The sequence below is a fragment of the Oricola indica genome (genome assembly GCF_019966595.1).
In the GTDB taxonomy this organism is placed as follows: domain Bacteria; phylum Pseudomonadota; class Alphaproteobacteria; order Rhizobiales; family Rhizobiaceae; genus Oricola; species Oricola indica.
The window spans coordinates 812,974-824,858 of record NZ_JAINFJ010000001.1 but is presented as its reverse complement, the minus strand read 5'-3'; the positions used below and the strand labels follow the sequence as shown (position 1 = coordinate 824,858).

General features: G+C 64.7%; 16 protein-coding genes. 9 read left to right on the top strand and 7 right to left on the bottom strand.

Features of this window, described 5'->3' with window-relative positions:
• The first annotated feature begins 66 nt into the window (after positions 1-66).
• Entirely contained in the window at positions 67-657 is a 591-nt protein-coding gene (locus tag LC343_RS03905; protein WP_223475775.1) for a HupE/UreJ family protein, read from the top strand.
• A gap of 152 nt (positions 658-809) precedes the next feature.
• Here LC343_RS03905 and LC343_RS03900 read toward each other — a convergent pair whose 3' ends face one another.
• The gene (locus tag LC343_RS03900) at positions 810-1,046 is read right to left on the bottom strand and encodes a BrnA antitoxin family protein (protein WP_223475774.1); all 237 of its coding nucleotides are present in this window, start codon (positions 1,044-1,046) and stop codon (positions 810-812) included.
• 246 nt (positions 1,047-1,292) lie between these two features.
• Here LC343_RS03900 and LC343_RS03895 point away from each other — a divergent pair, with 246 nt between their 5' ends.
• On the top strand, positions 1,293-2,561 hold the full coding sequence (locus tag LC343_RS03895) for an Hsp70 family protein (protein ID WP_223475773.1): 1,269 nt from the start codon (positions 1,293-1,295) through the stop codon (positions 2,559-2,561).
• Positions 2,562-2,584: 23 nt separating this feature from the next.
• Here the strand turns inward: LC343_RS03895 and LC343_RS03890 are convergent, their stop codons facing one another.
• Positions 2,585-3,187 (bottom strand): TetR/AcrR family transcriptional regulator, encoded by a 603-nt coding sequence (locus LC343_RS03890; protein ID WP_223475772.1) that lies wholly within the window; start codon positions 3,185-3,187, stop codon positions 2,585-2,587.
• Between the two features lie 122 nt (positions 3,188-3,309).
• Here LC343_RS03890 and LC343_RS03885 point away from each other — a divergent pair, with 122 nt between their 5' ends.
• Entirely contained in the window at positions 3,310-3,732 is a 423-nt protein-coding gene (locus LC343_RS03885) for a DUF8051 family protein (protein ID WP_223475771.1), read from the top strand.
• Positions 3,733-3,738: 6 nt separating this feature from the next.
• Here LC343_RS03885 and LC343_RS03880 read toward each other — a convergent pair whose 3' ends face one another.
• Positions 3,739-4,506: an alpha/beta fold hydrolase gene (locus LC343_RS03880; RefSeq protein WP_223475770.1), complete on the bottom strand. Its 768-nt coding sequence runs from the start codon at positions 4,504-4,506 to the stop codon at positions 3,739-3,741.
• Positions 4,507-4,518: 12 nt separating this feature from the next.
• Positions 4,519-4,905 (bottom strand): acyl-CoA thioesterase, encoded by a 387-nt coding sequence (locus tag LC343_RS03875; protein ID WP_223475769.1) that lies wholly within the window; start codon positions 4,903-4,905, stop codon positions 4,519-4,521.
• A gap of 140 nt (positions 4,906-5,045) precedes the next feature.
• Here LC343_RS03875 and LC343_RS03870 point away from each other — a divergent pair, with 140 nt between their 5' ends.
• The 5 genes from LC343_RS03870 to LC343_RS03850 all read left to right on the top strand — a co-directional run bounded on the left by LC343_RS03870 (position 5,046) and on the right by LC343_RS03850 (position 8,836).
• The gene (locus LC343_RS03870) at positions 5,046-5,840 is read left to right on the top strand and encodes a pyrroline-5-carboxylate reductase family protein (RefSeq protein ID WP_223475768.1); all 795 of its coding nucleotides are present in this window, start codon (positions 5,046-5,048) and stop codon (positions 5,838-5,840) included.
• Positions 5,841-5,944: 104 nt separating this feature from the next.
• Positions 5,945-7,036 carry a Zn-dependent alcohol dehydrogenase gene (locus LC343_RS03865; RefSeq protein WP_223475767.1) on the top strand — a complete coding sequence of 364 codons (1,092 nt, stop codon included), beginning with the start codon at positions 5,945-5,947 and terminating at the stop codon, positions 7,034-7,036.
• A gap of 41 nt (positions 7,037-7,077) precedes the next feature.
• A complete protein-coding gene (locus LC343_RS03860; RefSeq protein WP_223475766.1) occupies positions 7,078-8,289 on the top strand; it encodes a mandelate racemase/muconate lactonizing enzyme family protein in 1,212 nt (403 codons plus the stop codon).
• 56 nt (positions 8,290-8,345) lie between these two features.
• Complete coding sequence (locus LC343_RS03855) at positions 8,346-8,483, top strand: hypothetical protein (protein WP_223475765.1); 138 nt, start codon at positions 8,346-8,348, stop codon at positions 8,481-8,483.
• Positions 8,483-8,836 carry a cupin domain-containing protein gene (locus LC343_RS03850; protein WP_223476106.1) on the top strand — a complete coding sequence of 118 codons (354 nt, stop codon included), beginning with the start codon at positions 8,483-8,485 and terminating at the stop codon, positions 8,834-8,836. The genes LC343_RS03855 and LC343_RS03850 overlap by 1 nt, the downstream gene beginning before the upstream one ends.
• Before the next feature lie 48 nt (positions 8,837-8,884).
• On the opposite strand, the gene LC343_RS03845 is transcribed toward LC343_RS03850, so the two are convergent.
• Positions 8,885-9,127, bottom strand: a complete 243-nt coding sequence (locus LC343_RS03845) for a DUF1344 domain-containing protein (protein WP_223475764.1) — start codon at positions 9,125-9,127, stop codon at positions 8,885-8,887.
• Between the two features lie 261 nt (positions 9,128-9,388).
• The gene (locus LC343_RS03840; RefSeq protein WP_223475763.1) at positions 9,389-9,643 is read right to left on the bottom strand and encodes a DUF1344 domain-containing protein; all 255 of its coding nucleotides are present in this window, start codon (positions 9,641-9,643) and stop codon (positions 9,389-9,391) included.
• Positions 9,644-10,137: 494 nt separating this feature from the next.
• Here LC343_RS03840 and LC343_RS03835 point away from each other — a divergent pair, with 494 nt between their 5' ends.
• Complete coding sequence (locus tag LC343_RS03835) at positions 10,138-10,902, top strand: SDR family NAD(P)-dependent oxidoreductase (protein ID WP_223475762.1); 765 nt, start codon at positions 10,138-10,140, stop codon at positions 10,900-10,902.
• A gap of 19 nt (positions 10,903-10,921) precedes the next feature.
• Here the strand turns inward: LC343_RS03835 and LC343_RS03830 are convergent, their stop codons facing one another.
• Positions 10,922-11,812, bottom strand: coding sequence for a DMT family transporter (locus LC343_RS03830; protein ID WP_223475761.1), 891 nt, complete (start codon positions 11,810-11,812; stop codon positions 10,922-10,924).
• Positions 11,813-11,885: the final 73 nt, after the last annotated feature.

The following is an 11,885-nucleotide window of genomic DNA, read 5'->3' as shown; positions in this document are numbered from 1 at the left end:
ATGTCGGGGTGCTTCCAAGGCGCGACCCATTTCGGGGCGCCGATAAACCCAAGAAAGGATCACCCCATGAAGCGCATTTCGCTCGCGCTCGCGTTCCTGCTTTCCGCAGCCGCGCCCGCCTTCGCCCATCTCAATCCCGACGAGCACGGCTCGTTCTCCGCCGGCTTCTCGCATCCGATGTTCGGCGCCGATCACATCCTTGCCATGGTCGCCGTCGGATTGTGGGCGTGGATGATCGGCGGGAGGGCGATCTGGATTGTACCTGCCGCATTCGTCGGCACGATGCTTGTGGGCTTCGCGCTGGCGCTTGCCGGTGTTCCGCTGCCCTTCGTCGAGCCGGCAATCCTCGCCTCGGTCGTCGCGCTTGGACTTCTGGTCGCCGTCGCGGTGAAGCTGCCGGCCGGTCCGGCCGCTGTCGTGGTCGGCGTTTTCGCGTTGTTTCATGGCCATGCGCATGGCGGTGAAATCGGCACGGCGGGCGAATTGGGCTATGCGGCGGGTTTCGCGATCGCCACGGCGATCCTGCATGCGATCGGCCTCGGGCTCGGTTTCGCTTTGTCGCGTATCTTCGGCGAAAGCGACCGCCGCGCCCATTTGCTGGCCCGAGTGCTGGGCGGCCTGACGGCAGTCAGCGGGCTCTATCTGATGGCCGGCTGATCCCGACCGGAGACCTCTCAAAGACGCGCCGGCGGCAATCGCCGGTGCGTTTTAGATTTGAAGGGCGCATTTCAGTTCGCAACGGAATCAGGATGCGCTGCTTCTCGCCTTCGGCTCGAACGCGAAATATCTCGATCCAGACGTGAATTGCGCTACAGGCCGGCGGCCTTGCGGAGCGCCCTGTTGATGCGGTCCTGCCAGCCCGGACCCTGGTCCTGGAAATGTTCCAGCACATCGTGGTCGATGCGCAGGGTTACGCTCTCCCGCGCGGCTGGAACCGCAGTCTTTCGCGGCTCTTCCGTCGCTTCGGAAGGTTTCTTGGTCGCAGCTTTGAACAGCGCCTCCGCCTTGTCTCGGGCGCTGGAAGTGCGGCGCGGTGAATAGGCCATGTCGGTTTGCCCCGTTAGATCGCAACGCGAATCACGCGTCTTATTATTGCATGATTGTCGCGGAATGTTCCGACGCTTCGTCGTCGGCGGCTGTCGATCCACATTGTTTCGCCAAAATGGCGCAATTCCGGCGGGTGGGAAATTTTTCGGCCCGCCGCCTTGACCCTGTCGCAAGGGCGGCCTTAACACCGTCCGCTTCGGGGCCATTGGCCCGCTTCCCTGAAACCGACACGAAGAGCTTCTTTCATGAAGACGACCGCGATTGGCGTGGATTTCGGCACGTCCAACAGCACGGCTGCATTCGTCGATGGCGTGGAGCCGGTTCTTGTGCCGCTCGAGGATGGCCGGTTCGACCTGCCGAGCGCGGTGTTCTTCGATTTCGAGACCGGTTCGCGGAAATACGGCCGTAGCGCCATCGACGGCTATGTGGGCGACGCCGAGGGGCGGTTCATGCGGGCGCTGAAGAGCATCCTTGGAACCAGCCTCGAGGACGACTCGACCTATATCGCGGGCAAGCGCGTCGCCTTTTCCGACATCATCGCCGGTTTCATCCGGTCGATCAAAACCACGGCGGAGGAGTTTCGCGGAACGGAGATCGATACGGTCGTCGCCGGACGGCCGGTCCATTTCGTCGATGACGACAGCAAGGCCGACAGGCAGGCGGAGCAGACGCTCGAACGGATCTTCCATGCCGCCGGGTTCCGGGACGTCGCGTTCCAATACGAGCCGATTGCCGCCGCGCTCGACTACGAGCAGACGGTGGAACGCGAAGAAATCGCGCTGATCGCCGATCTCGGCGGCGGCACGTCGGATTTCTCGGTGGTGCGGATTTCACCGTCCGGACGGACGCGGACAGACAGGGGCGACGACATATTGGCGACCGGCGGTGTCCATGTCGGCGGCACCGATCTGGACCGGCTGGCGAATTTGAGGAAGGTGATGCCGGAACTGGGGCTCGACAGCCGCCTCCGGCGGGATTTCGGCGACGGGCTGATCACCATCCCGCGTCACGTCTTCGTCTCGCTCAGCACATGGCAGCGAATCCATCTCCTCTACGACCGGGCAATCCTGCGCGAGGTGAAGGATTATCTCAGGCTGTCGAACAGCCCGCACCTGATCGAACGTCTGCAGCATGTGCTGGAGGAGCGTCTCGGGCACAAGCTGGCGCTGGAGGTCGAGGCGGCGAAGATCGGGCTGACCGATGCGCCGACAGCGCGGATCGGGCTCGATGTGATCGAGAACGGCTTGGGCGTGGAAATCGACCGGGCCGAGTTCGACGCCATCATTGCCGCCGAAACGCGCGCGATCCGGCGCGCGCTGGACGGGACGCTCGCGGATGCCGGGCTGGGGCCGGAGGCTGTCTCCGCGATCTTCCTGACCGGCGGCACGACGGCGGTGCCGGTCGTGCGGCAAGCCCTGCTCGAAGCGGTGCCGCAGGCGGCGGTCGTCGAGGGCGACCGGTTCGGCAGCGTGGGCATCGGGCTGGCGCTGGAGGCCAGGCGGCGCTTCGGCTAGGAAGTCTCTTCCAGGCGTTTCGATCAGGGCCGGTTCGCCCGAAGGCCATCGTCGAAGAGGCGCAGGACTTCCTTGATCATCGCTTTTTGCCGCTTCGCGGAAATCGCGAACAGGCCGCGATGAAGGATCAACCCGTCGAGCATGGAGGCAAGCGCGCGTCCGAGGCTGGCGGGATCATGATGCGGGGCGATCTCGCCCTTGTCCTGCAGTCCGGCGATCCGGGCCGCGAAATGACGGCCCAGCCGGTCGAAGAAGCTCTCGACCCTGGTGGCGAAGGTCTGCGAAGCGAAGCTCGGGCCGAAAATCTCGAAGAAGACCGGTATGAACTGCGCGTGTTCGGCGGGGATGTCGGCGAGGCTTCGCAACGATTCCAGGAAGTCGTCCAGCGTGGCGCATTCGCCGTCATCCATCCAACGCTGCGACAAGGCGGTGAAATGGCGATCCGCCATCGCCTCGGTCATTGCTTCCTTGCTTTTGAAATAGAGGTAGAGCGTGCCCTTGCCGAGCCCTGCTTCAAGCGCGACGTCGCCAATCGTTGCGGCGTGGTATCCCTTGCGCGCGAAGGTTCGCATCGCCGCATCGAGGATCGTGTCCTGCATAAGCTGGCGGTCGACGATCTTGGGCATCTGCGCTTACCTTTTTTCTCGGCTCACTCAAAGAGCCTTTCGACAAAGGCTTAATTCTGACTTGCGGGTCATGCAAGGATATGTTTATGACCGGCTGGTCAGTCATAATAAAGGAGGCGGCCATGTCGCAAGTTCATTCGATGGCGGGACGCGCATTTGACGAAGGCGCGGGCAAACGTGCCTCGACGCTTCTTCTCATCCTTGTCGCAAGTTTTATTACGCTGGTGCCGGGCGGACCGGTCGAAACCCGCGACTTTTCCCATCTCGGCGGCGCCGTCTTCTGGGGTTTCAACGTCTTCCTGATCGCGCTCGGCCTCGCCGCGATCGGGGCGGGCATTGTGTTGCGCCGGGGCTCCCGGCTGGCGGCGCGGATCGCGATCGCCGTATCGTGGGGCTACATCTTCGTGGTGCTGCTCGATCTCGGGCACGTGTTTCCGGTGTCGCCCGATCCGATACCGCTGCTGCTCGGACTTATCGAGATCCTCGACGCGATCCTCGCCGGCTATGTCATGGTCCTGGCGCATCGCGCGCTCGGCGACATCTGAAGCGGCTCAGGCGGGAAGCCGGGCCTCGGCGTTCTTCCAGAATTCCAGCAGCAGTTCTGCCGTGCGCTCCGGTTCCGAGCGATGCGGCGGGTCGAAATGGTGGCGGTCCTCGAAGATCTCGATGGTGAAATCGGGGAAGATCTTCGCGGCGCGTTCCTGGATACGCAGATACATTGACGGGTTGGAACGGGCGCCGCGCATGTAGAGCACGGGGCAGGCAAGGCTGCGCAGCGCGTCGAGGTCGAGGCTATGGTTCCGGCAGGCCGGGCCGATCGCGAAAATGCCGGCCGGGCGGTGCTCCATCCACGCGGGCGGGTCGCCCTGCGGCGGGGCAGGAAGTTCGACATCATCGGCGACGTTGAGCCGGGCAAATGCGGCAAGCGATTGTGCGTAGGGCAGGTCTTCCGTCGCGCGGATCGCGTCGCGCACGGCGATCTCGTCGTCCGTCTGGCCCTCATTGCCGAGCCAGGCGGGTTCCATCAGGACGAGGCTTGCGAGGCGGTCCGGATGCTGCGCCGCGAAGGCGGTGGAAATCGCGCCGCCGCCGGAAAACCCGCCGAGATGGAAACGGTCCAGCCCGGCATCGTCGGCCGTTCGCAGAATGGCGTCGATCTCCATGTCGAAGCTGTAATCGGGCGGCGGTGCGCCCTTGTCGTAAATGGCGAGGTCGCGCGTGATCACGGATGCCGCGCCGCCGAATGCCGGCAGCAGATACCGGTAGGTGATCTTGGCAGGCGTGATTATGCCGGGCAGGAGGATGGCGGTGTGGTTCATGACCGGCTTCGCCTAGCGTGGGATCGGGGTCGGCTTGCCCTCGGCGTCGAGCGCGACCATGACGAAGCGCGCGTCGGTGACCTTTTCCATGACATGCGACAGGTAGCGCTGCGCCCAGGCCTCGATCAGCAGGATCATCGAGGTGCGGCCGATCTTCTCGACCTCGGTGTAGACGCACAGCGTGTCGCCGACCTTCACCGGCATGGCGAAGGACATCTCGTTGACCGCGGCGGTCACGATACGCCCGCCTGCCACCTCGGCACCGCGAATGCCGGAGGCCAAATCCATCTGCGCCATCACCCAGCCGCCGAAAATGTCGCCGGCGGCGTTGGTGTCGCCCGGCATGGCAAGCGTTCTGAGTGTCAGTTCCCCGCGCGGGGCGGCAGTCTCGTCGACCATGGCGGCGCAATTCCTTTCAGCAAATCCCGAGGGCCACTTGAAGGCCAAAAGCCGCCCGGACGCAACAGCCGGGCCACACGCGGTTTTCACCCCGCGCGCGATGTGATTAGCTTATTACGTTACGTAATTTGGAGGCGTGCATGGCAGATCGGAAAGCGCTCGGCATCGTCGGCGGAACGGGAATGCTCGGAGGCGCGATCGCGCGGCGGCTGCTTTCGAGCGGGTATGTCGCTCCCGATTCGCTCGTGGTGTCCAACCGGTCCGGCCTGCCTGCGGGGCTCGAAACCTGGCCCGGCGTCGGCGCGGTCGCGAGCAATCAGGTTCTGGCCGATGCCTGCGACACGATCCTGCTGGCGGTGCCGCCCGCGCAAGCCGGGTCGCTCGGGATGAATGCCGCCGACACGCTGGTGATATCGGTGATGGCCGGCGTCAGCCGGGCGCAATTGTCCGATTTCACCGGTTCGTCGCGTGTCGTGAGGGCGATGAGCAGCCCCGCGGCGGAACATGGTCTGGCCTATTCGCCCTGGATCGGTTCTGACGCCGTCACGGAAGCGGATCGCGCGACGGTCGGCGGATTGCTGTCCGCTTGCGGCGCCAGCGATGCGGTCGCCGACGAAGGCCAGATCGAGTGCTTCACGGCGTTGACCGGACCGGTGCCGGGATTCGTGGCGCTGTTCGCGGACGCCATGGTCTCCTATGCGGTCCGGTCCGGGATCGAGCCCGACATCGCGCTGAAGGCGATCCGGCAGCTTTTCCTGTCGGGCGGCACGATGCTGCACGATGGCGGAAAGACGCCGCACGATCATGTTCAGGAGATGATCGATTATGCCGGGACGACCGCGGCGGGGCTTGTCGCGATGCGCGACGCCGGCCTGGTGGACCTCGTGCATGACGGTCTCGATATGGCTGTGCGCAAGACCCGATCGATGGCATGATTTTCCGTCAGCATCACAAAGCCGACAGACGATGTCGCCGCAAATAAGGACGGCGGGACCGGGCGGGCACTAGCGTTTCCGGACGTTCAACCGGATTTGCCTCCATGCCAGAGACCATTCGAGCGGCGGTTTGCCGCGACTTCAATGCGCCGCTGTCGATCGAGAGCGTGACGCTCGCCGATCCCGGGCCGGGCGAGGTGAAGGTGGCGGTGAAAGCCTGCGCCATCTGTCATTCCGACATCATCTTCGCCGAGGGCGGCTGGGGCGGCGAATTGCCGATGGTCCTCGGTCACGAGGCGGCCGGTGTCGTGGAAACGGTGGGCGCGGGCGTGAAGGGCGTGCAGCCCGGCGACCACGCCGTGGTGACGCTGATCCGCTCCTGCGGCCAGTGCCCCTATTGCGCGGGCGGCGACCAGGTGTTGTGCGAGGAGGTGTTTCCGCTCGACCGGCGCTCCCCGATTGCGACGCAGGGCGGCGCGCCGCTCGTGCACGGGCTGCGCACCGGCGCGTTCGCCGAAAAGGTGGTGGTGGAAAAAAGCCAGATCGCGGTGATCCCGAAGGATATCGCCTTCGATGCCGCCTCGCTGCTCGCCTGCGGCGTGATCACCGGTTTCGGGGCGGTCACCAACACGGCGCGGATTCCGGCCGGGGCCAATGTCGCGGTGATCGGCTGCGGTGGGGTCGGGCTGAACGCGGTGCAGGGCGCGCTGGCCGCCGGTGCGCGGATCATCGCGGCGATCGATCTTGCCGACGACAAGCTCGACGCCGCGAAGCGCTTCGGCGCGACGCTGGCGCTCAACCCGGCGCATGGCGATGTCCGCGACATCCTGATGACGGCGACGGGCGGGCGCGGCGTCGATTATGTCTTCGTTACGGTCGGCGCGAAATCCGCGATCGACGGCGCGTCGCAATACATCACCAAGAACGGCTCGATCGTCATCGTCGGCATGCCGCCGTCGGGCGTGATGGGCGAATTCGATCCGGGGCTGCTGGCCGCCTGGAACCAGCGCATCATCGGCTCCAAGATGGGCTCTGCGCGGGTATCGCGCGATATCCCCTATCTGGTCTCGCTCTACAAGGCGGGACGCCTGAAGCTGGACGAGCTGGTGACCGGTCGGTTCGCGCTCGACGACATCAACGCGGCGATCGACAGCACGAAGCGTGGCGAAGCGCTGCGCAATGTGGTGGTGTTCTAGTCGGTCGTCATTACCGGCGCATTCGCGCAGCGGAGGATTTCATGCAGATCAAGGACGTCGAGACCTTCATCGTCGGGACGCCGGAGGGCGCGGCGGGCGGGCGGTATTTTCTGTTCGTCAAGCTGACGAGCGACGGTGGCGTGACCGGCTGGGGCGAGGCCTATGGGGCGACCTTCGGGCCGAAGGTGATGGCGGCGGCGATCGAGGATGTCGCCGCGCGGCATCTCGCCGGCCACGATCCGCACGACATCGAAGCGTTCTTCCGGCGCTGCTATTCGTCCGGTTTCACGCAGCGGCCGGACCTTTCGATGATGGCGTGCTATTCGGCGCTGGAGATGGCCTGCTGGGACATCGTCGGCAAGGAGGCGGGCAAGCCGGTCCATGCGCTGATCGGCGGGCGTGTGCACGAGGCGTTGCGCTCCTACACCTATCTCTACCCTGCCGACGGGCCGATCTATCCTGACGAGGCGAGCGGGAAGACTGTCTACAACGATCCGGACCTCGCGGCGGAGAACGCGGTCCATTGGGTGGAGCAGGGCTTCACGGCGGTGAAATTCGATCCGGCCGGGCCGTATACGATCCATGATCCGCACCAGCCGCTGCTGACCGATATCGAGCGCTCCGCCGCGATGATGAAAGCGGTGCGCGAGGCTGTCGGCACGCGGGCCGACATATTGTTCGGCACGCATGGCCAGTTCACTCCGTCGGGCGCGGCGCGGATGGCGAGGGCGATCGAGGCCTGCGATCCGCTGTGGTTCGAGGAGCCGGTGCCCCCGGACATGCCGGAGGCGATGGCGGAATTCGCGGCGAAGACCTCGATCCCGGTGGCGACCGGCGAACGGCTGACGACGAAATACGAATTCCAGCGGCTGCTGGCGCTTGGGGCGGCGCAGATCGTCCAGCCCAATTGCGGCCGGTCCGGCGGTATCTGGGAAACGAAAAAGATCGCGGCCATCGCGGAGGTGCATCACGCTCTTGTCGCGCCGCATTGTTATTGCGGGCCGGTGGTCGCCGCCGCGAATATCCAGCTTGCCGCCTCGACTCCGAATTTCCTGATCCTGGAAGCGATCAAGGACTGGGGCGGGTTTCACGCCGAGTTGCTGAAAGTCCCGCTGAAGGTCGAGAACGGCTACACGGTGATCCCGGACACGCCGGGTCTCGGCGTCGAGATCGACGAGGCGGTCGCGCGCGCCAATCCGTATGAGGGAACGCATCTGCATCTGGGCATGGCGGAGACGCCGGTTCAGCCCTGAGCGTGACAGGGCGGTCGTCCCCGGGCGATATTGACGTAAACGCAAAGGAGCGGACCATGTCCGAACTCATTACGATCGGATACGGCGACGATGCCGGATTCGCGGTGATCGAGGCCGAGAAGATCCCGGGCGTGCCATGTGCGGTGGCGCATGGGGTTGTCGAAGTCTGGCCGCTGGTTCAGGGAGACGAATGATGGTTCCTCCGGTCAATCTCGTGGACAAACTGTCGCAGTTTACCGAGCACTGGTCGCCGAAGATCGTCGGCGGGTTCAACGGCCATGACCTGATGGTGGTGAAGGCGAAGGGCGAGTTCGTCTGGCACTCGCATCCCGACACGGACGATTTCTTCCTCGTCCTGAAAGGGCGGCTTCGCATCGAGATGCGGGACGGTAGCGTAACGCTGGGCCCGGGGGAGCTTTTCGTCGTGCCGAAAGGGGTGGAGCACCGCCCGGTGGCGGAGGAGGAGACCGAAATCCTCATCATCGAACCGGCGGGGACGCCGAATACGGGCGATCCCGAAACAGCGGTAACGAAAACGTCGATCTGAACGAAACGGCCGGACACGGGGTCCGGCCGGTCGTGGCGAAGCGCGGGGTCAGTCCGCGAACACGATCTCGGTGATTTCGCCCGAATTGTCGTCGACGACGATGTTGACGAGATCGCCTTCGGTGATCGAGGAATAGTCGACGCCTTCGGCGACGATCAGGGTCTCGCCGTCATCGAGGGTTACTGCGTTGGCATCATAATCGACGGCTTCGACGACGGCCTGCATTTCGGCGGCATGAAGGGAGACGGTCGCGGCAAGCGTCGCGACCATGGCGATGAGAGCTTTTCTCATTTCGGTTTTCCGTGAAAACAAACCCGGTCTCAGGAGGCACGTCGATGTGGACGGCGCTGCCGGGCCAAAAAGTCACTAGCGCTGTTCGGAGCGCTTTGCAATTGAATTTACGTTTGAAAACAGTGGCTTGAAAAAGTCTCGAATTCGCCGCGAAAACGCCGCGATCGATATCGCGGTCCGGCCGAAGACGGGATGGCGACGCCCGGCAGGAGGCGCGCCATCCCTGCTGGCGGACCGGAGAGGGACCGGCCGGCCGGGCGCCTACATCGCGGTCTTTTCGACCGACGTCAGCACCGTGGTGCCGTCTTCGTAAACGACCTTGATCGCATCGCCGGGCGCCAGCGCGGCGAGATCGACATCATCGGCGGCGGTCCAAGTGGAGCCGTCCTGAAGCACAATGGTGCGGGTCTCGGCGTCGACGCTGGCAATGACGCCCTCGCCTTCGCCGGCGAACGACGCGAATGCTGTCGCCGTCATGGCGACGCCGGCGAGAATGGCTGTGACGATTTTCTTCATGCTCGGGATCCTTTCCCATTTCTGTTGGCTTTGTCGCCGCGACCGATCCGGGCTGGTAGGGAGGGGGGCTTGGATCAAACCGCGGCGACGGGCCGAACTAGACGCCGGAAGTGACCGAATTCAAATCACGAAGCGTGTCGATAAATAACTGAAAACAATGACATAATCGGGCCGTATTGCCCGAATTCAGCCACAGTCGGCGCATCCGCACCGTCCTGTCCCAGAACGAGCGGCACCTGGCGCGGTGAAATTGTGGCGCGCGGGCATCCGTCCTTCCTTCCGACGGGGCTTCGAGCGGTCACGCGGCACACGGCGACCGGTCGATTTGATCGCGGTTACACTTGGTGAGAAGCGCTGTCGCGGCCGGTCTGCGCCACGCAGGCGGGCATCCCGGAGGATCAGGCATGTTCTTCGGAGAAACCGGCAGGCAGTTTCGGCGACGGATCGCTAGCTCCGTACTGTCCCAAGACGACACGTGGACACAGGAGACAAGCATGACCACCGAAACGAAAATCGCCCTGATCACCGGCGGCAGCCGGGGGCTGGGCCGCAACACCGCGATCCATCTCGCCCGCAAGGGTATCGATTGCGTCGTGACCTACAATTCCTCTCGCGAACAGGCCGAGAGCGCCGTCGCGGAGATCGAGGCGCTCGGGCGGAAAGCCGTCGCGCTGCAACTCGACACGTCGGATATTTCCCGTTTTCCCGGTTTCATCGACGCCTTGAAGGCGGCGCTTGGGGAGATCTGGGGCCGCGACACGATCGACATCCTCGTCAACAATGCCGGGACCGGGTCGCACAATCCGATCGCGGAGACGACGGAGGCCGAATTCGACGCGCTGATGAACGTCCATGTGAAGGGTGTCTTCTTTCTCACCCAGGCCCTGCTGCCGCTGATGGTGGATGGCGGACGGATCGTCAATATCTCGTCCGGTCTGGCGCGTTTCGCCCTGCCGGGCTACGGCGCCTATGCAACGATGAAGGGGGCCGTGGAGGTGTTCACGCGCTACCTCGCGCTCGAGCTGGGACCGCGCGGCATCGCCGTCAACACGGTAGCGCCGGGCGCGATCGAGACGGATTTCGGGGGCGGTGCGGTACGCGACAATCCGCAGGTCAACCAGATGGTCGCATCGACGACGGCGATGGGCCGTGCCGGCCTGCCGGACGACATCGGCGGCGCGATATCGAGCCTGATCGCCGCCGAGAATGGCTGGATGACCGGTCAGCGCATCGAGGTGTCCGGCGGGCAGTTGTTGTAATCGCAAAGGGGCGGGCGGCTCAGGCCGCCCGTTTCGGCGTTCGCATCATCGGGACGATTTCGACGGAGAGCATGGCGACGAAGATCAGCGCGCAGCCGGCGAAACCGGCCGGGCCGATGCGCTCGCCGAGAAGAAGCGCGCCGAAGAACGCGGCAAACAGCGCCTCCGAGGACATGAAGATCGCCGCCTGCGGCGCGGTGGTGTGACGCTGGGCGATCGCCTGCAGCGTGAAGGCGAGGCCGCCGGACAGAACGCCGGCAAAGAGAATCTCGCCGGCCGACTCCCGGATCATCGACAGTCCGACCGGTTCGATGGCGAATGCCAGCGCGGTGCCGGCGACACCGCAGACGAAGAACTGGGTGCAGGCAAGCTGCAGCGGCCGCGCGCCGGAGACGAAGCGGCCCAGAAACTGGACATGGCAGGCCCAGAGACCGGCGCACAGGATCGTCCACCAGTCGCCGGCCGTAAGGCCCGTCGGCTTGCCGCCGGACAACAGCCAGATGCCGCCGAGCGCGAGCAGTGCCGCCGGCCAGATCACGGGATGCGGCCAGAAGCGCCACAGAACGACACCGAGTATCGGCGTGAGCACGACATAGAGCCCGGTGAGGAAGCCCGAATTGGTGACGCTTGTCGTCAGAAGCCCGACCTGCTGGGCGGCGAGCGACGAGAACAGCAGCATGCCGAGCAGCGAATAGCGTTTCCACTGGCCAGCGTCCGGCAGGAGTGGCGCCTTCGCACGGCGTGCTTCCAGCGCCGCGAATGGCAGGACCGCGAGCGCGGCGGCGAGGAACCGTATGCCGGTGAACAGCACAGGTCCCATGGTTTCCATCGCGGTCGCCTGCGCGACGAATCCACCGCCCCAGATCGCGCCGGTTATCAGGAGCAGGAGGTTGGCTGTGGCGCGGTTCATGGGATTGTCACGAGATGATGCGGATACGCGCAAACACGCGAATCCGGGCAAGAAACGGTAAACCAGAATTTGC

Bases quoted from the DNA above. Each gene is read 5' to 3' on its own strand.
- LC343_RS03905 (WP_223475775.1), top strand. From the start codon at position 67: ATGAAGCGCATTTCGCTCGCGCTCGCGTTCCTGCTTTCCGCAGCCGCG.
- LC343_RS03900 (WP_223475774.1), bottom strand. From the start codon at position 1,046: ATGGCCTATTCACCGCGCCGCACTTCCAGCGCCCGAGACAAGGCGGAG.
- LC343_RS03895 (WP_223475773.1), top strand. From the start codon at position 1,293: ATGAAGACGACCGCGATTGGCGTGGATTTCGGCACGTCCAACAGCACG.
- LC343_RS03890 (WP_223475772.1), bottom strand. From the start codon at position 3,187: ATGCCCAAGATCGTCGACCGCCAGCTTATGCAGGACACGATCCTCGAT.
- LC343_RS03885 (WP_223475771.1), top strand. From the start codon at position 3,310: ATGTCGCAAGTTCATTCGATGGCGGGACGCGCATTTGACGAAGGCGCG.
- LC343_RS03880 (WP_223475770.1), bottom strand. From the start codon at position 4,506: ATGAACCACACCGCCATCCTCCTGCCCGGCATAATCACGCCTGCCAAG.
- LC343_RS03875 (WP_223475769.1), bottom strand. From the start codon at position 4,905: ATGGTCGACGAGACTGCCGCCCCGCGCGGGGAACTGACACTCAGAACG.
- LC343_RS03870 (WP_223475768.1), top strand. From the start codon at position 5,046: ATGGCAGATCGGAAAGCGCTCGGCATCGTCGGCGGAACGGGAATGCTC.
- LC343_RS03865 (WP_223475767.1), top strand. From the start codon at position 5,945: ATGCCAGAGACCATTCGAGCGGCGGTTTGCCGCGACTTCAATGCGCCG.
- LC343_RS03860 (WP_223475766.1), top strand. From the start codon at position 7,078: ATGCAGATCAAGGACGTCGAGACCTTCATCGTCGGGACGCCGGAGGGC.
- LC343_RS03855 (WP_223475765.1), top strand. From the start codon at position 8,346: ATGTCCGAACTCATTACGATCGGATACGGCGACGATGCCGGATTCGCG.
- LC343_RS03850 (WP_223476106.1), top strand. From the start codon at position 8,483: ATGGTTCCTCCGGTCAATCTCGTGGACAAACTGTCGCAGTTTACCGAG.
- LC343_RS03845 (WP_223475764.1), bottom strand. From the start codon at position 9,127: ATGAGAAAAGCTCTCATCGCCATGGTCGCGACGCTTGCCGCGACCGTC.
- LC343_RS03840 (WP_223475763.1), bottom strand. From the start codon at position 9,643: ATGAAGAAAATCGTCACAGCCATTCTCGCCGGCGTCGCCATGACGGCG.
- LC343_RS03835 (WP_223475762.1), top strand. From the start codon at position 10,138: ATGACCACCGAAACGAAAATCGCCCTGATCACCGGCGGCAGCCGGGGG.
- LC343_RS03830 (WP_223475761.1), bottom strand. From the start codon at position 11,812: ATGAACCGCGCCACAGCCAACCTCCTGCTCCTGATAACCGGCGCGATC.